The organism is Xenorhabdus vietnamensis, from assembly GCF_002127535.1.
Taxonomy (GTDB): Bacteria; Pseudomonadota; Gammaproteobacteria; order Enterobacterales; family Enterobacteriaceae; genus Xenorhabdus; species Xenorhabdus vietnamensis.
In genome coordinates, this window is the sequence record NZ_MUBJ01000009.1 from 61,394 (window position 1) to 80,167 (window position 18,774).

Below are 18,774 nucleotides of genomic sequence, written 5' to 3' on the forward strand. Positions count from 1 at the left end.
TTACTTTCTATATATCTTCTATTATCTCAGATAGTGGATGGATGATTCCCTTCAAATACTGATTCTTCTTGTTAATTAATCAGAGTCTTCAGGAACAGTTTATGAAAAAACATAAATATTGTGGTGGATGTCTTTGTGGCAATATCCGATTTATCGCTACAGGTGAAACCAACAATCCTCATGCATGCTCTTGCACAATGTGCCAGCGGCATACCGGGGCACTGACATCATGTTGGGTTGAGTTTCCCAAGGAGGCAGTACAGTGGAATGGTTCAGGTGGAATTCCCTCATTGTTTCGCTCTTCAGGCTATTCCAGCCGTGCTTTTTGTCAGCAATGTGGAAGTTCTTTGGGGGCAATAGATGATGGCCCAACTATCGGGCTATTATTGGGAAGCTTTGATCGTAAAGGCCAAAAAGAACTTCGCCCAGTTTCGCATTCATATAAGTCATTGTGTCCACGTTGGTGGTCAATTGATGTGCAATCCTGATACGTACCAGCCAAGTTCATGAGCGCAACTATTGCAGGGATGTTTATGAGTTTATCAGGCTAACTCTCTATCTATGAATCTGAATAAGGGCTAACATGTTTTAGGTGTTATATGACTCACAGTAAGTTTCCAGCATTTCAATATACTAAGGAAATCAGGATAACTTGGTATTTCAGTAAGTAGGAGCGTGCATATGTACAAAACTATTTTAGTACCAGTAGATATTTCAGAAGATGATCTAACCAACAAGGCAGTTGACTGCGCGCTTAAAGTCGCCAGAGAAACAGGGGCTAAATTACATTTCTTACATGTATTACCCATTTCATCAGCGATTATTAATGCTTATGCACTAGGCTATATGGAAATTAAGGACAAAGCGACTATCAAGGCAGAACAAGACTTGAAAAAGCTGGTTGATTCCATTGACTTACCAATTGGTCAAATCTCTTATTCGATTGCATTTGGTTCTCCAAGAGACGAAATCACTGCTACAGCGGATGAAATTGGCGCTGATTTGATTGTCATTGGCTCAAGGAGACCCAATATCACGACTCATCTGTTAGGTTCCAATTCTGCTGGGGTTGTCAGATATGCGAAAACATCTGTATTAGTAGTACGATAACTATTAGCAAAGAGAATATTAATTTATTGATTTTTTGTGGTTTTTATCGATTTTGAACTAATGCTTAATAGCTGGCAGTTATATCCGATTACAGAGGAGTGTATATGTATAACACGATTTTAGTTCCAATTGATATTTCAGAAGACATATTAACTGATAATGCAATTAAACATGCTGAATTTTTGGCAAAAATATCTAATGCAAAAGTTCATCTTTTTCACTCTGTGCCAGATATTTCCAGATTTTCCGTAAGTTATAGTTACCATTATGATTTATTGAGTGCTTTTGCCAAAAAAGCAATAGCAAACTCTGAAGAAGAACTTAAAAAAATCGTAGAACGTATTGATTTACCTAAAGATAGAGTGTCTTTCTCCGTTGCTTTTGGTTCTCCACGGGATAAGGTGCTATCTACAGCGCGTGAGATTAATGCAGATTTGATTATTGTTGGATCTCGTCGGCCTGATATCTCGACTCATCTACTGGGTTCAAATGCGTCGGGTATTGTAGGGTATGCCAATATCTCTGTTTTGGTAGTGAGATAATCGGTTGAATCAGGATTAACTTAATGAGTATTTATAAAACCGTGTCAGAAAATGGCACGGTTGTTTTTTTAAAGATATATTTATCATGTGACTGACATGGATGATTGATTTTGCAGTGGGAAAACAGTGGATTGAGAATAAGAACCATTATCCAATAATGAATAATGGTTTATTTTAGTTAGTACATGATTAGTTATTACATAAATACAGGGAAAATTTTGTTTAAGTTAATCAGAAAACGAATTCAGGGTAATATCTAACTGATTCTTGCCGGCAATAATAACCTGAATCTGTAAATTATTTTCTGAATTGTTAGTGGTAATGACAGTCACTTCTTCATTCCCTGAATACTTCTTTACAACTTCCAGCAATTCTTGCTCAAGTTGTTCAGTTTTAGTGCTAATGGTCATTGATCCTACTAAATTTAACTAAATATTTAAAAATGTTTTAATGCTACTTAAATAGATTGGGTTTAATAGTTTAATAAAAGTAATATTTTGACGCTTAATATTCCAATAAAATGTGTTAATGGATGTATGTGTTAATGGATGTACTAAGTCATATTATTAGTTAATACAAATAATGAATTGACGTCTTTCTAATCATTAAAGAAAAATCGACGAATAATATTTGTCATTTCATGATGTTGTCAGGCAGGATAATAGATGGATATTATGCGCAATAGACATTATGAACAATAAATAGGTATTATTTTGAATAGTAAAATCGCCCAGTGGGCACGTTATCTTTTTGTTTTTGGATTAACCATATCTTTTCATGCATGGAGTGCTCCAACCAGTTTTGAACAAGCTAAAGTTGAATCAAGAAAAAATGTTTATGACGGGCAAATAAAATCAGGCATGGGTACACTATATTGTGGTTGTGATTGGCAATGGGTTGGCAAAAGTGGGGGACGTGTTGATTTGGCTTCTTGTGGCTATCATGTGAGATCGCAGCAAACAAGAGCCGAACGTACTGAATGGGAACATATGGTTCCGGCTTGGGTATTCGGGCATCAGCGTCAATGCTGGCAGAATGGTGGGCGAAAAAATTGTGTTGATACTGATCCCGTATTTCGCATGATGGAGTCAGACATGCATAACTTGGCGCCAGCAATTGGTGAAGTTAATGGTGATCGCAGTAATTTTGCTTATGGAATGGTCGCCAGAAATACGCCTAATATGTACGGTTCATGCAGTAGCAAGGTGGATTTTGAATCACGTTTGTTTGAGCCGCGTGATAAAGTGAAAGGCATGGTTGCCAGAGTCTATTTCTATATGCATGACCGCTATAATCTGGCAATGTCACGCCAACAACAACAATTGATGATGGCATGGGATCGCCAGTATCCTGTGGATGGTTGGGAGCGTGAGAGAGATAAACGGATTGCCAAGATTATGGGACACCATAACCCATTTGTGACCGGTAGCAAAAAATGGGAATTGGGACATAAAAATTCAGGTCAGGGCTTATTACCGCAAAAAGGCTTATTACCACAGAAAGAACAAAAGGCACAGAATAGTACGCCAAAGCAAAATAATTTGCATGGGGGAAATAATCAGCTATCAGCCCAGAGAATCACAGCAAAAACAACGAAAAATGGCATGATTAAAGGAAATAAAAATAGCCATATTTATCATTTTTCGCACTGCTCCGGCTATAAAACAGTGTCAGATAAAAACGCAATTTATTTCAGATCAGAAGCAGAAGCCAAAAAATTAAAATATCACTTGGCAGGTAATTGTAAGAATTAGCAATTATAGAATCGTAAAAGATGATGCAATAAAATGACATATTGAAACTGCATTCTCGGTTAGAAACCGGCGTTTGAGATGATATCACGAATGAAAAGTGACGCTCTTAACGCCGGTTTTGGTCATGTATTAAATAATTAGATTTAGTACTAAAAATAGTTTTCATGTTCAATGAAAGTGCCAATGATTTTGTCATGCATTTCTTCCGATTTGCTTTTCCAAATCAAATGAATTTCATCAGGAAAGATATTGTAGAATGCAAAATCATCCGTACAAAAAAATCGAACATTAAAGGAAATCAGTAACTCAAGCAACTGGTGTCGTGTCGCAGAACTTCGATCGCCAAAAACATGGGCTACCACGCGTTTTAGACGAGGTTCCCAGGCATATCAGAGCCAGTGTGGTTACGTTTCTTGGCGTGAGATTTTTAATGTGCGAATGGCCGTATTAATGCCGAGGTTTATGGCAGTAACGACAACTAACATCGACTTTAGCCCTATTTTACTACTAAAAAATGGGGCGTATATCGCAATAACTAATTATTTAATACACTATCGGAATTTGGTTAAAACAAAGTGTCGGTTTTTTTACCCGACACTTTTTGCAATTACTATCCAATGCATTAATTTATTATGACTTTGTTTGTGAATTATTTTTTGGAGCAATGAGTTAGGTGATATTTTGCTGCGTCGATTAAAATGTGTCTTACTATGCGAGCCACGTCACCAAGTCGTTCTAAAACCGTTTTACCAGTCTTTACGCTCTCGATAGGACCACCACTAATGACAGGACCAACAGAATCAATGAAACCCGCACCTGAAACATTATTCAGCAAGCCATTATCAATTTCTTTCATCATATTTTCCTTTTGTTAAGGTTTGAATATAAAAATGACAATCTAATTCACTAAAAAATAAACATTATTGATATAAAATCAATATTGCTATTATCGACCTTGTTTAGTAACAGTAAAAAAATAAAAAATCCATATAATAATGAACAAGGGGGTTTGTTCATTGAATCAATTGACTTTTTATTATCTACCAAGGGGATTATATAACGACTTCTCTATACACTCCTTAAACAGAAATAAATATTTAGATATTTATTGTTAATTTTATAATTCCTGATGTTAATTCGCAAAGCAGCATGAACCACATTGTAATGTATACTGCTTCTCTGATAACTAATTTATTGCTGGTGGACGCTTTGTTTCTACCAGTTTTTTAACCACCATAGAGTTTGTTAAATTCTGCGGTACGTTGGCGTTGCATCTGCACCCCTGAAAGCAATTAGTATTCTATAAATATGGACAGTTACATGAACAATTCAATAAGTAATTTATTTATTAATAAATTAAACAGATAATTAATCAAACATTTGTCAGAAAAAATATCTTCCCTCATTTAAATGAATTCTGTATTTTTATTTTTCTACTTCTGCATACTCAGGCTTATTCCGTAATAGAAAATATATTTATGTCAAAGAGATATAAACAATTCCTTATTTAAAAAGAGAGAGAACTCAATGAAAATGCTTACATTGAAAGAACAACAATTAGTTAGGGGGAGTGGGGATGATAAGAGAACTTACCAAAGAAATTCAAGCAACTATAGCCTTAGTTGCAGCTGTTCCCTTTTTAGGGAATAGCTCTTCTGAAAATGATTACCGAGGTGCACTGGCAATGGTTGATTATCTCCTCGAAAATGATGATGAGAGTCCATTGATCGATATATTAGCCGCAAAAATAGCAGAGTATGAAAACAACAGCGAACACTTTGCTGAATTTAACAAAACGGTTGAAGATATGCCTACTGGTGTAGCAGCACTACGTGTATTGATGGATCAACATGGCCTGCCATATTCAGATTTGCAAAAAGAGATAGGCTCAAAATCACTTATCAGCCAAATTTTTTCAGGCAAACGCCCATTAACTATTGCACATATCAAGAGGCTTTCCGAATGTTTTGATGTGAAACCAGATATCTTTCTGTGACTACTCCCCGCCAGATAGAACGGGGATATAAGGCGAAAAGCCCGTAGGGTTTTAAAACACGTCACTCCGGGGTAGTTTGGTTGGCAACGTATTCTTTAAGAGTTTCTATTGTTGCGCCTCTAGCGCTACAGGCAAAGTACGATCTTGACCACAAAAGCCCAGTTTTGCTCTGCATGCGCAAATGAATATTTTGCTGGAGACAGCGAAGAAATCCCGCAAATACATTTGGCTCAAGGCGTATGATCCCATCGCGTTACAGCAGGCGATAAAGATTAGGTATTTTTACTGGTGCAATTCTGCTTTTTACTGATATTTTGATTCGCATAATTCAGCAAAAACCCCCTGTTTTGGTTGGATTTGTGCGCTTATAAGGCCGATGTTCACATATCGGCTTTTTTCTGAACGGCACAGTCTGTTAGTTGTCACTCAGCTGGTGGTGTGATGTGATCTCGTAACCCATAGAGGGGCTTTATTCCACATATTCCCTTGAAATTATGGGTAAATCCATCTTCCTGTTTTAGCGGATTCAGCGAACATTCGAACAGTTAGAATGGATTTCTTCTGCTTAACAGGTTTGCGGGTAAACCACTTTCTGAAGAACCACGGGATTATCCAAGGATAATAGTTTTCAATGTTCATAGCTGAAATATCGACATTGAATTTATCACTATACAAATCGATGACAGGAACAAGATCATCCACTTCAGAATACTCCTGTAATGAATCATCAAGACCAAGATGTTCCCGTTTCCCTGTCAGGCTTACAATTGTCGGCAATTCTTTTTGGAAGAACGCCAGAATTTCTGCTTCATTCACCATATCTTGTCTCTCTTACGGGCAATTTTGTTATATCTTGTTGTCGCTTTGTATACGATGGCCGTCACGTCATAAGCCAAAATAACCCACCCAACGACAGGTACGGTTCGCCCCACAAAAGCGCCCAGATTATTAACCAACTTAGGTTTCAATGTCTTCAAGCTGGCATTGGTGAATGTCGGTAATTTAAATGGCAATTCTCTATTCAAGTATCTGCGCGAATACACTGATGCTAAGGACGTTCCTTTGGTTGCTCCAGCGAACTTACCGCGAGTTTTTAGTATTGGCTGTCCAAGAATAATGCACACAATAGCAATAATATCCCCCACCCATCCTAATTGTTCGTTAACAGCATCAATAAAAATCCAAAAAAACAGCTCGCTTGCCGAGAGATTAGAAAGTCCGCGATAAAAATAGGTTCCTACTGTCTCCATAACACACCCTCTACAGGCAAATATGCCTGCAATTAAAATGTTGTGAGTACCATATTGGTTTAGCATACCTCTCTTAACGAGAGTGTGGCAAGAAGTGAAATAATTTCTGGTATTCCTTATTCCAATAATCATAAAGTTATGTAAAAAATTTACGTCTATTTTATTTAAATTTGTATATTAAAAAATTTAAAAAATGATTTAAATCACCGATATCTAAATTTATCAATTAAACTCATGTCTATATTAATAGATTGGCTACAACAAATCGCCTATTTCAATCCCGCCTGATTTATGATATTTAGTTAAACATGATTAGTGGCATTTTTATTGATTATATTTTCTTTTTGTAATATCAAATAATTACACGTAATAACAAATACCTCATGTCAAAGTCACATGGTCAGTTTTTTTAAAGAGGAAGTAATAGTGAAAAATTATTTGTCATCATCCTGACGATTTTTTGTGTAGCATTCGGTTCTCTGTCTCATGCGAACTCAGTAGACATTCCAGATAAAAAAGCGTGTAAACATCGAGTTGTCAATAAACTAAGATCATTTAAAAAGAAAAATTATCATTTTGGAAATCAAACTTTTCAATTAGATAGAAGTGCAATGAAACACTTCCTTGATCGGCATCCCTCTTGTTTCTGGAATGGCTCAATCAAAAAGGTACAAAGTTTTTTATCACCTGATATAACAGTGGATGAGATTGTTAACGTCATAACAATTGAGAGTATAATGGGTAATCATCGGAATTTTTAAAAAAACATGGTAGTAAACAATACCAAATTGAGGGTTATTACAAAGGTCACTGGTATAAAGTTGGGTTTAAAAAAGGAAGAATAGGCCAGTTTTATCCAATTGTAGATTTTGAGCCAATCTTAAAATAGAGGTAAGATGGAAAATATAAATATTAATTCATATATTAAAATTGGAGACGAATTCATTGATATTTTTCAATATGAAGGTGGTATAGATGACATTGATTATATTGATGGAGCATTGGAACTAACCATCAATGGCGAATCCCTTATTGATAAGTCCATGTGGGATAATATAGATAGTTTATGGAATTATTTTTCTCATGGGTTATTATCAGTTTATGAAAATAAGGAGTTTAAATGTCATTTTCCTGATCAACCAATAGAAGTAAAGTTCATTCCCTTAAAAGAGAATAGAAAAATACTTGTAAGTGTACGTCTCCCTTTTCATCCCGCGGTTAAAATTTCTATCAAGGGGTAAAAATTAAAGCGCCCGATTTCAATCCCGTAACTCAGTATTAAAATTAACATTTTTTCTATTGCTTCTATAAAGCGTCACATGTATAGCAAAAACATGGACAGTGGTGGTGACAGCAGCAAGAATTTTCTCTAAGCCATCTAACTATTGGAATCATGACCTTTACTCAGTTCCTCGTTCAAGAGAAGCATTTAGAGATCACCGTAACTATTAATCTTTTACCTCATAAGATTTATCTTCTTGTAGCCGGAATTGAATCTCAATCTCAGTACCATTTTTCTTATGTTTTTTAATTTTCATCTGGCCTGAAATCAGAGATACCCGCTCCCGCATAATAGCCAACCCAAATTGCTCTCGTTCCGTTAATGTTTGTGGAATACCACGACCATTATCACTAATAACCGTAATAATCTTTTTCCCTACGGGGTAAATTCGAATACTGATCCAGCTTGCGGAAGCATGTTTATAACAGTTATTCAAAGCTTCCCTAATGATCTGTACCAAATGCCGACTGTGGCTAATGGAAATAATCTGATGAGTAATACGATAATGAAATTCAATATTAAATCCCAGTCGATGATTGAATTCTTTTATCAGAAATTTCAATGAATCATGTAAATCATAATGGTTTTTTTCTGTTCGCAATGAAAGCAACATTTCTCTAAGTTTTTGACTGGCGATTTCCAGCTCTTCTTTAACTATTCTTAAAGAAATTAATCCTTTTCGAGAGAACTTGTCGGTACGAAAGTGCAGGCTATTAATCTGAATCTTCAGAAATAGAAATGATTGTGCGACAGTGTCATGCAGATCCCTGGAAATCGCTTTTCGGTCATCAAGGATACTTTGTTGAATCTGCCTGCGCATCATATTCTTGAGTGACAGGTATTTCGCCAGTGCATCAATAACAGATTGAATGAAGTTACGTTCGTAAGAAGATAAGGCTTGATCTTGATGTATCAGAATTTGAACCATACCGTGAAAAGTATGCTTATCATCTAAATCCCATTTCATCATTCGTGGAAGTTGGGTATTTAGGATGTGATTTGGATATTCAAAACAGTATTTCCTTGGTGGATGATAAAGTATGATTCTTACTTCACTCAACGGAATCAGTTGATTAAGCCGGTAAAATACCATATGGAAATTATCAGATAATGAAGTATTAAGATTAAGTTGAGAGTGAAGGGATATTAAAAAGTGCAGGTATTGTTTTTCCTGTTTCAAAATGGCTATTTTTCTCTGATCCCTTGAAGGAAATAACGTTATACGAAAAGAAAACATCTCTGCTTTATGAAGCAAGATAAATAAATAGATAATATTCAGGCTATTAAAAATTACCCACAATTTTTCGATTAACGTGAGTGGGGTATTAAACCCCAGAAACAGAAGCACAAACAAATTGATAGCGATAGCCGTACTGCATAACCAGCCCGTTGTCGCCACTGGATTGTCAGAGAAGGTTTTCATCAGTTAAACAATCCTCTTATTGTCCTGATCAAAACCTTAGCTCAATTCATTAAAAAAGGTTAGTTATCACTTGATTTTCATTCCCGCCATGGTCATTAAGGCGCGAAATAACGTCGATACGGCGTATAAAGCCAGTACACTGCAAAGCCAAATTGTTACCATCCAGCCCAAGCGTTTCCATAGTGAAGGGCGTTGTGGTGCTATTTTAATGGTAACCTTGTTCATGGGTGATTTTTCCTCGGAAGACATAATAACTCCAAAAAGTATAAGTCAGAATGATCGGGATAATGAACAAAGCGCCAACCAGCATAAAGCCCAATGATTGGGGAGGAGATGCGGCCTCTTCATAACTAATGAAGGGAGGAATAATGTTTGGCCAAATGCTGATCCCTAATCCAGTGAAGCCCATGAAGATTAGTAACAGCGCGGCCAGAAACGGAGTGTAATGGCTTGATTTTTGGTTAGCTTTCAAAAGTTGCCAGCTTGACCACAATACCAGTAATGGTACGGGCATGAAGAAAAATAGATTTGGTAAGCTGAACCATCGCCCAGCAATCGTTGAGTGAGAGAGTGGTGTCCAAATACTGATAATGGTAATAATCGTCAGCATTAGTAGTGCTAAAGGGCGAAGGACGCGATACATCTGTTGTTGCAGATGGCCTTCGGTTTTCATCACCAGCCAGCCACATCCCAATAAAGCGTAGGCAATGGCGAGGCCGAATCCGCAAAATAAAGGAAAAGGTGCCAACCAATCCAAATAACTACCGGTATAAACACGATTTTCGACAGGAAAACCTTCAATCACTACCCCAACGACAACACCCTGCATAAAAGTGGCGAGGATTGAACCGATAATAAATGCCTTATCCCAAAGGTGCTGATGTCTTGGTGTCGCCTTGAAGCGAAATTCGAAAGCAACGCCACGAAATATCAGGCCCAACAACATAATGGTCAATGGGATTGCCAGAGCATCCAGAATCACGGCATAAGCCAATGGAAACGCGCCAAATAACCCTGCGCCTCCCAGAACCAACCAAGTTTCATTGCCATCCCAGACGGGAGCGACAGAATTCATCATCAAATCACGGTCAGATTTTTCCTTAATTGTTGGATATAAAATGCCGATTCCAAGATCAAAGCCATCCATCACGATATACATCATGGTGCTGAATATGATGATCAGGAACCAAATGAGGGGAAGATCAATACCCATTTACTGACTCCTTGTTTGAGATTTGCGGAAGACCTTTACGGATGAGTTTCATCATATAGGCGTAACCAACACCAAAAACGGCTGCATAGACGACAAAGAAAATAAGCAGGCTAATGCTCATGTGGATTTCACCATGTGCTGATACCGCATCTTTGGTACGCATCAAGCCATAGACGACCCATGGTTGACGACCAATTTCTGTGGTGAACCAGCCAGCCAGAATCGCGATAAGGCCAGAAGGTGCCATCAAGAGCATAAAACGGAGGAAGAGTGGATTTTCATACAGGCGCTTTTTATGACGCAACCATAGCCCCCAGATTCCGGCTAATATCATCAAAATCCCTAATCCCACCATGATGCGAAATGACCAAAACACCATAAAAACATTCGGGCGATCTTCCGGAACGAATTCTTTCAGTGCCGGAACCTGTTTATCCAGACTGTGTGTCAGAATCAGGCTGGCAAGATAGGGAATCTTGACTGCATAACGTGTTTCTTCCGCTTCCTGATTGGGAATACCAAACAGAATCAGCGGGGTGGCTTCACCTGGCGGGTTTTCCCAATGACCTTCCATGGCTGCAACTTTAGCCGGCTGATGTTTTAACGTATTCAGTCCGTGCATATCACCAAGCATGGCTTGTAATGGCGCAATAATCAGGATCATCCACATCGCCATTGACAACATTTTTCGCATAGCGGATGAATTATTGCCTTTCAGCAAATGCCAGGCCGCAGAAGCAGCAATGAAAAACGCCGAAGCCAGAAATGCCGCCGTTCCCATATGCAGCAAGCGATAAGGGAAAGAAGGGTTGAAAATCACCGCGAACCAATCAACGGGAACAATTTGATTATCAATAATTTCATGGCCTTGCGGTGTCTGCATCCAACTATTAGAGGCCAATATCCAGAATGTGGAAATAATCGTGCCGAGTGCCACCATACAGGTTGAGAAAAAATGCAACCTTTCTCCGACCCGATGCCAGCCAAACAACATGACGCCAAGGAATCCGGCCTCAAGGAAAAATGCTGTCAGCACCTCATAGACTAACAATGGGCCTGTAATCGTACCGGCAAAATCAGAAAAGAAACTCCAGTTGGTGCCAAATTGATAGGCCATCACCAAACCGGAAACAACTCCCATACCGAAATTGACCGCGAAAATTTTTGACCAGAAGTGGTATAGCGTTTTGTAGTCTGTATTGCGTGTTTTCAGCCATAAGCCTTCCAGTACCGCCAGAAAGCTGGCTAAGCCTATTGTGATGGCAGGAAAGATAATGTGAAAAGAAACCGTGAATGCAAATTGTATCCTTGCAAGTTCCAGGGCAGTTAACCCTAACATAGTGACCTCTTATTGAAATCTATTGGGTATATGGGTAAATGAAGTGAGAAAGTGCAGACAAGTAGAACATAGGGGTTGATGGTATAATAGTGACAGTTTTTTGTTTATTGACTATAACAGTTTGCGCGAAAGCCAGTGATATGACGCACTATAAACGGTTCGTCGCATTAACGTAACATCAGGTAAATTCCTCGTTTTTTGCGCGAGTCCCAAACGATGTCCCTGATCCGAAATGCATTTAAGCGCTTACATTATCCTGCCGATGTTATTGCCCAATGCGTTCGTTGGTATCTGGCCTATACCCTGAGCCTGCGCAATCTGGAGGAAATGATGTCTGAACGGGGAATTGCCGTTGATCACGCTACGCTCTCCCGCTGGGTTCATCGCCGGGTTCCGTTGATCGTGAAACGTTATCGACGGAGCAAGCCTGACGTTGGGCGTCGGTGGCGCATGAATGAGACGTATATCAAAATCAAAGGGCAATGGCGTTACCTCTACCGGGCGGTGGACTCAGACGGTAATACCGTTGATTTTCTGCTGACGGCCTGTCGGAATAAGAAAGCGGCCTTGCGCTTTTTCAAAAAAGCGATAGGTCAGCATGCTCAGCCGGCGGTCGTGACGATGGACAAAAGTGGCGCCAACAAAGCGGCAGTGGACGCATTAAGCCAGGGAAACATGAAACAGGGTACGCAGTGGGAAGATTATGTCGGAACACAGCTACCCGCCGGTTCACGGTTGCCGCCGCGCTTTGAGGTTTTTGACTATCATGATATGAAAACGGATCTGGCAGTGAGCGTGAAGACACTGGATATTCAAACATTGCCAAAACTGAATAAACCAAACGATATATATTACTCGATTAAAGGCAATATTGATAAGACGGTTAGATTTGAAGGAGATACAGTTAAGGTTTTTTTTCTGACTCCAGACATAATTTCCCGTAAGGAAATTCGTTTGGCAGTTCCGATTAATACAAACGCAAGACAGTGGAGTGAGGTCAATCGGGCGATTAGAAAGTTAGTTTGGGGAACGGAAATCCTTGTACGATTAGATCGATTTTTAACCGATAAAGACACGCAAATGATTGATCTAGCGAAATAGAAACAAGGCTAGAGACGCCCTGTTTCTATCCGATAATAGAATACCAATAATCCTTGTGTATTTTTGCTTTCTTAAACTATCCATTTTTACCGCGATGCCCATCATGTCCACCGTTTGGGCCACCCTTACCCCCCTCTCCACCTTTACCCCCTTTGCCACCATTACCCCCATTTCCCCCATTACCAGAACCACTTCCGTTTCCTCCTTTACCACCGTTTCCTCCATCATGTCCCCCATTACCCCCATTACCATTGCTACCTTCTCCTGCATTCCCTCCATTACCGCCATTTCCAGAGCCACTTCCGTGCCCTCCGTTCCCCCCATTTCCGTGACTTGCTGCATGAACTGTTACTGGAAATATGATAGAAAATGTATAAATAACTATGGGGCCTACAAGAAGAAAAACTGACAAAACACTGGATAAAAGTAAGTTATTTTTTTTCATTTTTTTCATAATACTTAGCTCCCTACATTACCACCGTTACCGCCATGCCCACCAGAAGAGAAGACACCATCCCCCCCGTTTCCTCCTTTACCACCGTCTCCGCCAGAGAATTGTGCATCTCCACCGCCATTACCGCCTTTACCACCATCACCGCCGTTAGAACGAAAACCCGAACCACCATTACCACCATTACCACCAAATAGTCTTAAATACACGCCACTTCCACCAGATGCACCGTTACCGCCATTCCCACCTGATTGTCCTGGGTATATTCCATCCCCACCATTGCCTCCATTTGTGCAATTGCTATCAGGTATCCCGTTTTGACCGTTTTGACCAAACTTTCCATTCAAATTATTACAATTATTTATTTTTATAGGTGTTTTGCTTTCAGTCTTTGCATGTAATGGTAAAAAAGGAAAAACGAGTATAGATGCAGCTATCATTATTGTTCCTAGTTTCATCTTTAAATTCCTCAATGAAATGAAATTTATTTTTACAAATAGAATAGAAATAACGCAACTTATCCCTTTAAATAATAAGCTGCGTTTTTTATTTATTACTTTCCATTACCTATTTTATTGCCACTTCCATTATTACTTCCATTGCCACTTCCATTGCCACTTCCACTATGACCACCATTACCACCTTTACCACCTGGAGAATAAAAACCAGATCCCCCATCACCTCCATTGCCTCCATTACCCCCAGATGTATTAGAGTTACTCCCCTTTTTATCATCATTGATATGGTCTATATATGATAATGTTTTATTTAGTGGAATAACCTGTTCCATAGGATTTAGATGTGATAATAAATCACCCATTCCATCTGCTTTTGCTATTGATATTGTTGAAATTAATGTCAATGTTGATATTGCTATAATTATTCCTGATTTCAAGCTCTTAAGTTTCATGATTATTCCTTTTGATAATTTACATTAAATACTTTCTTTTCATTTAGAAAATATTTAAAATAAAACAGTGTGGTTAATATTTTATATTGCAATATGAATTTGACACGCTTTTATTAAGAGAGTGTAAATATAATGTAAATAAATTAAAATAATGTCTAATGTCCATTTTTTTAAAAAAATGGACATGAAGAAATCGGCACTTATATTATTATTTTTACTAATTTTGTATGTAATGTATCTATTGTGACGGTCACGTATTCAAAGTGTGTATTATGAATTTAATTGTATTGCATCTAATGCTGTTTAGTGCATATAAATTGCAGTAAAACCTTAATCGTAGAGTTGTACTGCAATCATAATTTAACCCTTTAACCGCCATGATGGTTCCGTTGCTCCCCAAACCCCATTCTCTTCTATAGATTAAAAATCTGGAAAAACCCGCTCTTTTTAGGTGTAAAAAATATTCTGCAACCGACTCTAAACATGACTACATAATTTTTAATACCCCAGTTAAAAATCGTTAACATATCTAACGAAAAAACACACTTTAAATCATTAAACTTATCGTCATCACAGACTCAACGCTTATTCATATTCATAAATCCACTGCCCAATTTGTTCATTTTACAACCTTCAATTTTATGATATTTCATTAAGTCCGACTAATCGTATAAAGGCATTTAAACATGAAATATCTATTAAACGTAGTATGTAGTTTTCTGTTAATTTCATTTTCCGTTTCTGGATATACAGCCCCCGTCTCAAACCCAACAGTATCAGTCATATCGTGGGACAGTATCTTTCATAACGAAGATAACATTGATGTAAAACCCAGTGACATTAAATACATTTATAATTCCATTAACGTATATCTATTCATTTTTTCCAACATGAGAGAGGTAAGGTTTTTAACGTAAAGTTATAAGCCACTGAAGTAAAAAGGGTAAATTATGACACTCTATTATGGTATTGATGAAAAATACGCCCCTAAATTTTTTAGCTTTTTAATCTTAGGGATCTTGCAATCAATAGATCGAAAACACATTTCTATTGCAGAAGCCGAAGGCTATATATTCCAACCCAATATCCCGGATCTGTTAAAAGAAATTAATGCACCGGAAGAACTGATTGAAATCGCTGAACTTGGTTGTGAACTTGATGATGTAGCTGATATAGCGCCTAGTTCACTGCAAGCATTGATGAGTTAATAGAAAAAACAATATCGGCCATTAAAAATAGTGATGACAATGGAAGAGATGTTTTAGATAAAATAGAAATCAAACTGGTTGGTGGTAATAAATCACCTTCTGTTTGGTAGTAAATGTAATGTGACCACTCTCATTTTAATAAGAGTGCTCATGTCTAAAGATGACATATACAGTAAGGATTAACTATCTTTATCTGATACTTTCATCCAGTTTAGCAACCCCTCGCAAAAATCATCAAATTGCTGATCAACGGGTCCGCTTGGAAAACGGAATTTTTCTACGCTAAGTTTTTTTCTATAGGGGAGTTGGGTGACTGGGCAGATCTACTTACCCAAATCTCCTCTATTGGATTCAAAATGTCATGGTTAACAAACGGCACGTGACATTTATGTATACCCCAATGTCATAGTTTAAAATCCTGTCATTTCCCTTTTGGATCATCACCTATCTGTCATGTACATTATGATCATTACTTAAATGTCATGATTGGGTTAAAAATGTACATTCACGGCTATCTCCGTGCATCAACAAAAGAGCAGGATGCGCTCCGGGCAAAAAATAGAATGAAAGCCTTTGTTGAAGAGAAAGGATTCCGGCTGGCCAGTTGGTATCACGAAAATGTATCTGGTGCATCACTGCAACGGCCAGAACTTTTACGATTGCTCGATGCTGCTGCACCGGGTGACATTATTCTCATTGAACAGGGCGATCGTCTTTCTCGTCTGGATGAAGCGGGCTGGCAGAAACTCAAGCACCTCATTCAGGAAAAGCATCTCGTTGTGGTCAGCCTTGATCTCCCGACGAGCCATATGGCACTTACGGCAAGCGCTGGTAATGAATTCACACACGCTATGCTGAAAGCCATCAATGGGATGATGCTCGATATGTTGGCCGCCATTGCATGGAAAGATTATTAGGATCGCCGCCGGCGACAGGAAGAAGGAATAACGAAAGCTAAAGCGGCCGGTAAATTTCGGGGACGTCAGGCTGACCTGCTGTTGCACGAGAAGATCATCGAGCTAAGGGTTAAGAATAAACAGAGCATCCGTGATACGGCTAGGCTATGCGGGATTTCAGAAAGAACAGTAATACGCATCGTGAAGAATGCTAAATCTGAGCAAGATAGTCAGCAATAAATATAAGCACGTATCTTAGCTACACAGCGCAAGCAATTTAGTGCAGCCGACTTCTGACATTCCGTACAATCGTCTTCTGAAAACTTATCCACAATTTTTGTGGATAAGTGAATCTGTTTTGTGCTGAAACAATAAAATTCACTGTAGGTGTACAAAATATACTATCCATTGCAGGAATTATCGCAGTAGTTATCAGGCCTGGAAAAATCGGGGGAAACAGCCAGACCCTGAGCTTGTTCAGTTCTGTCGCCATGATGGCTCAAAATATTTATACACAGCCTGCTGTAAAAGTGATAAAACATTAAATAATCTTATTATTTAGGTTTCAATCCTTCATACCATTGGTAATGGTAATAGGATAAGTAACTATATTGTCACTAGATGACATTACCTCGAATATAGGACTTTCGTAATTAACATTAAATAAAACAAGGGGTATCTTGATGGAGCATAATAATCTTTCAGGTGTTTCTAATACGTCGGGAAAATGTATATATCAGGATGCAAGGCGGGCTGGTTTGCGTGAATGGGCAGGACTCGCTCTTCTTTCTCTCCCGACTATTTTGCTTGGACTTGATCTAACCTTATTACACCTAACTCTTCCAGTACTGGCAATCGATTTGCGGCCGACAAGTACACAGGCTCTTTGGATTATGGACTCTTATGGCTTCCTTATCGCTGGCTTTCTCATCACAATGGGGACACTAGGCGATCGTATTGGACGCCGTAAGCTGCTGTTGATTGGTGCAGCAGCTTTTGCCATTGCTTCTATGGTTGCAGCGTTTTCCACCAACGCTTTTATGCTCATCTCTGCACGTGCAGCACTTGGTATCGCGGGAGCGACGTTGATGCCTTCAACTCTGGCACTGATTAGTAATTTATTCACCGATCCGCGCCAGCGCGCCCTTGGATTCGGTATATGGGCAACAATGTTTGGTGTCGGCTATGCACTGGGGCCAGTCATGGGCGGGGTATTATTGGAACAATTTTGGTGGGGAGCCGCTTTTCTCATCGCAGTTCCTGTTGTGGGCCTGTTACTTCTTCTAGGGCCTTTTTTGTTACCTGAATATCGAGCACCAAATAGCGGAAGATTAGATCTGTTCAGTGTCGCGCTTTCACTCGCCGCTATACTACCAATAATTTATGGTATTAAGCAGTTTGCTAAACATGGCGTCATGCCAGATACAGTTATTTCAATAGCTGTGGGAACGATTTTTGCCTTTTTGTTCGTAAGACGACAACGCCAGCTCACTGATCCTTTGCTAGATATGACACTCTTTACCAACCGAGTTTTTTCGGCAGCATTGCTCGTGTTATTGATTGGACTAGTGGCTGTTGGAGGAGCGATGTTGCTCATTGCTCAATACCTACAATTGGTAATTGGGTACTCTCCTTTTATGGCAGGTTTATGGATGGGAGTAGCTGCATTGGCTATGATCGTAGGAGGAGTAGTATCTCCTCTGGTTGCTCGACATATTCGGCCAGGTTTTGTAGTTGCTGGTTCGCTTGGTTTATCGGCCGTAGGATATCTTATGCTGACTCAACTGGGGAACAGCACATACGATGTCATGATTGCTGTTATTGGTCTCGCGTTGGCTTATCTCGGAAATGGCACAATTGCAGCTCTAGGCACTGAACTTGTGGTTGGGTCAGCTCCACCAGAGAAAGCCGGATCGGCTTCAGCGATGACTGAAACGGTACAGGATCTTGGTATTTCGCTCGGTATCGCTGTATTTGGCAGTATTGCCAGTGCAGTTTATCGCTATACTGTGATCGATCAGATTCCTGATGACCTTGCAAGCAATATGCGAGAAATAGTCAGCGATAGTCTGTGGTCGGCTTCCTCGATAGCCTCAGAGTTGCCTACTGGCTTACTGGCCGAGGCCCAAACAGCGTTCACTACAGGATTTCATACCGCAGCTGCGATAAGCGCATTCAGTATTGCACTTCTCGCCATATTGGCTGCTATCACCTTACACCGTATTGGTATCTATGATGATAAGCAACAGTAATGTTAGTCAACGTTATGAGCAGGCTAAATAATGTTGTAAAGAAGGTA

The 18,774-nt window shown here is 39.1% G+C and carries 21 protein-coding genes and 4 pseudogenes; 11 read left to right on the top strand and 14 right to left on the bottom strand.

The features are described from left to right. The first annotated feature begins 101 nt into the window (after positions 1 to 101). The 3 genes from Xvie_RS09835 to Xvie_RS09845 all read left to right on the top strand — a co-directional run bounded on the left by Xvie_RS09835 (position 102) and on the right by Xvie_RS09845 (position 1,652). Positions 102 to 488, top strand: a complete 387-nt coding sequence (locus Xvie_RS09835) for a GFA family protein (protein WP_086109155.1) — start codon at positions 102 to 104, stop codon at positions 486 to 488. Positions 489 to 681: 193 nt separating this feature from the next. Continuing rightward, complete coding sequence (locus Xvie_RS09840; RefSeq protein ID WP_086109156.1) at positions 682 to 1,110, top strand: universal stress protein; 429 nt, start codon at positions 682 to 684, stop codon at positions 1,108 to 1,110. Positions 1,111 to 1,214: 104 nt separating this feature from the next. After that, positions 1,215 to 1,652, top strand: coding sequence for a universal stress protein (locus Xvie_RS09845; RefSeq protein ID WP_086109157.1), 438 nt, complete (start codon positions 1,215 to 1,217; stop codon positions 1,650 to 1,652). A 227-nt stretch (positions 1,653 to 1,879) separates the two neighbouring features. Here Xvie_RS09845 and Xvie_RS09850 read toward each other — a convergent pair whose 3' ends face one another. Further along, positions 1,880 to 2,062, bottom strand: coding sequence for a hypothetical protein (locus tag Xvie_RS09850; RefSeq protein WP_086109158.1), 183 nt, complete (start codon positions 2,060 to 2,062; stop codon positions 1,880 to 1,882). 303 nt (positions 2,063 to 2,365) lie between these two features. Between Xvie_RS09850 and Xvie_RS09855 the strand changes: the two genes are divergently transcribed. Further along, a complete protein-coding gene (locus Xvie_RS09855) occupies positions 2,366 to 3,406 on the top strand; it encodes an endonuclease (RefSeq protein ID WP_086109159.1) in 1,041 nt (346 codons plus the stop codon). Positions 3,407 to 3,555: 149 nt separating this feature from the next. Here Xvie_RS09855 and Xvie_RS25740 read toward each other — a convergent pair. Continuing rightward, positions 3,556 to 3,795: pseudogene (locus tag Xvie_RS25740) on the bottom strand (IS1 family transposase); the annotation flags it as partial. 260 nt (positions 3,796 to 4,055) lie between these two features. Further along, entirely contained in the window at positions 4,056 to 4,262 is a 207-nt protein-coding gene (locus Xvie_RS09865) for a hypothetical protein (RefSeq protein ID WP_086109161.1), read from the bottom strand. 720 nt (positions 4,263 to 4,982) lie between these two features. Between Xvie_RS09865 and Xvie_RS09870 the strand changes: the two genes are divergently transcribed. Further along, positions 4,983 to 5,402, top strand: coding sequence for a helix-turn-helix domain-containing protein (locus Xvie_RS09870; protein WP_086109162.1), 420 nt, complete (start codon positions 4,983 to 4,985; stop codon positions 5,400 to 5,402). Positions 5,403 to 5,463: 61 nt separating this feature from the next. Here Xvie_RS09870 and Xvie_RS09875 read toward each other — a convergent pair. The 3 genes and pseudogenes from Xvie_RS09875 to Xvie_RS09885 all read right to left on the bottom strand — a co-directional run. Then, a pseudogene (locus Xvie_RS09875) lies at positions 5,464 to 5,595 on the bottom strand (transposase); the annotation flags it as partial. 299 nt (positions 5,596 to 5,894) lie between these two features. Then, positions 5,895 to 6,221 carry a DUF1493 family protein gene (locus Xvie_RS09880; RefSeq protein WP_086109163.1) on the bottom strand — a complete coding sequence of 109 codons (327 nt, stop codon included), beginning with the start codon at positions 6,219 to 6,221 and terminating at the stop codon, positions 5,895 to 5,897. After that, positions 6,215 to 6,652, bottom strand: a complete 438-nt coding sequence (locus Xvie_RS09885) for an STM2901 family protein (protein WP_086109164.1) — start codon at positions 6,650 to 6,652, stop codon at positions 6,215 to 6,217. Before Xvie_RS09885 ends, Xvie_RS09880 begins: the two co-directional genes overlap by 7 nt. An 896-nt stretch (positions 6,653 to 7,548) precedes the next feature. On the opposite strand from Xvie_RS09885, the gene Xvie_RS09890 reads away from it, so the two are divergent. Further along, entirely contained in the window at positions 7,549 to 7,893 is a 345-nt protein-coding gene (locus Xvie_RS09890; protein WP_086109165.1) for a hypothetical protein, read from the top strand. Between the two features lie 207 nt (positions 7,894 to 8,100). On the opposite strand, the gene Xvie_RS09895 is transcribed toward Xvie_RS09890, so the two are convergent. The 4 genes from Xvie_RS09895 to Xvie_RS09910 all read right to left on the bottom strand — a co-directional run bounded on the left by Xvie_RS09895 (position 8,101) and on the right by Xvie_RS09910 (position 11,909). Beyond that, positions 8,101 to 9,357 (bottom strand): ATP-binding protein, encoded by a 1,257-nt coding sequence (locus Xvie_RS09895; protein WP_086109166.1) that lies wholly within the window; start codon positions 9,355 to 9,357, stop codon positions 8,101 to 8,103. A 66-nt stretch (positions 9,358 to 9,423) separates the two neighbouring features. Continuing rightward, positions 9,424 to 9,582 (bottom strand): DUF2474 domain-containing protein, encoded by a 159-nt coding sequence (locus Xvie_RS09900; RefSeq protein ID WP_086109167.1) that lies wholly within the window; start codon positions 9,580 to 9,582, stop codon positions 9,424 to 9,426. Further along, entirely contained in the window at positions 9,563 to 10,570 is a 1,008-nt protein-coding gene (gene cydB / locus Xvie_RS09905; protein ID WP_086109168.1) for a cytochrome d ubiquinol oxidase subunit II, read from the bottom strand. The genes Xvie_RS09900 and cydB overlap by 20 nt, the downstream gene beginning before the upstream one ends. Next, positions 10,560 to 11,909 (bottom strand): cytochrome ubiquinol oxidase subunit I, encoded by a 1,350-nt coding sequence (locus Xvie_RS09910; protein WP_086109169.1) that lies wholly within the window; start codon positions 11,907 to 11,909, stop codon positions 10,560 to 10,562. Before Xvie_RS09910 ends, cydB begins: the two co-directional genes overlap by 11 nt. Before the next feature lie 216 nt (positions 11,910 to 12,125). Between Xvie_RS09910 and Xvie_RS09915 the strand changes: the two are divergent. Together Xvie_RS09915 and Xvie_RS24930 are read left to right on the top strand one after the other, a co-directional pair. Then, positions 12,126 to 12,593: pseudogene (locus Xvie_RS09915) on the top strand (IS6 family transposase); the annotation flags it as partial. Then, the gene (locus Xvie_RS24930) at positions 12,585 to 13,010 is read left to right on the top strand and encodes an endonuclease toxin domain-containing protein (protein ID WP_339373949.1); all 426 of its coding nucleotides are present in this window, start codon (positions 12,585 to 12,587) and stop codon (positions 13,008 to 13,010) included. The pseudogene Xvie_RS09915 and the gene Xvie_RS24930, both read left to right, overlap by 9 nt. 76 nt (positions 13,011 to 13,086) lie before the next feature. On the opposite strand, the gene Xvie_RS09920 is transcribed toward Xvie_RS24930, so the two are convergent. From Xvie_RS09920 to Xvie_RS23125, 4 genes are all read right to left on the bottom strand, one after another. After that, entirely contained in the window at positions 13,087 to 13,464 is a 378-nt protein-coding gene (locus Xvie_RS09920) for a hypothetical protein (RefSeq protein ID WP_244175572.1), read from the bottom strand. A 5-nt stretch (positions 13,465 to 13,469) separates the two neighbouring features. Next, positions 13,470 to 13,670, bottom strand: coding sequence for a hypothetical protein (locus Xvie_RS24935; protein WP_139838842.1), 201 nt, complete (start codon positions 13,668 to 13,670; stop codon positions 13,470 to 13,472). Continuing rightward, positions 13,661 to 13,804 (bottom strand): hypothetical protein, encoded by a 144-nt coding sequence (locus Xvie_RS24940; RefSeq protein ID WP_167376260.1) that lies wholly within the window; start codon positions 13,802 to 13,804, stop codon positions 13,661 to 13,663. Before Xvie_RS24940 ends, Xvie_RS24935 begins: the two co-directional genes overlap by 10 nt. A gap of 210 nt (positions 13,805 to 14,014) precedes the next feature. Beyond that, positions 14,015 to 14,371: a hypothetical protein gene (locus tag Xvie_RS23125; protein WP_086109171.1), complete on the bottom strand. Its 357-nt coding sequence runs from the start codon at positions 14,369 to 14,371 to the stop codon at positions 14,015 to 14,017. 950 nt (positions 14,372 to 15,321) lie between these two features. Between Xvie_RS23125 and Xvie_RS09935 the strand changes: the two genes are divergently transcribed. The 3 genes and pseudogenes from Xvie_RS09935 to Xvie_RS09950 all read left to right on the top strand — a co-directional run bounded on the left by Xvie_RS09935 (position 15,322) and on the right by Xvie_RS09950 (position 18,727). Continuing rightward, the gene (locus Xvie_RS09935; protein WP_086109172.1) at positions 15,322 to 15,579 is read left to right on the top strand and encodes a DUF3969 family protein; all 258 of its coding nucleotides are present in this window, start codon (positions 15,322 to 15,324) and stop codon (positions 15,577 to 15,579) included. A 497-nt stretch (positions 15,580 to 16,076) separates the two neighbouring features. Then, positions 16,077 to 16,715: pseudogene (locus tag Xvie_RS09940) on the top strand (recombinase family protein). 443 nt (positions 16,716 to 17,158) lie between these two features. Then, a complete protein-coding gene (locus Xvie_RS09950; protein ID WP_086109174.1) occupies positions 17,159 to 18,727 on the top strand; it encodes an MFS transporter in 1,569 nt (522 codons plus the stop codon). The last annotated feature ends 47 nt before the right edge of the window (positions 18,728 to 18,774 follow it).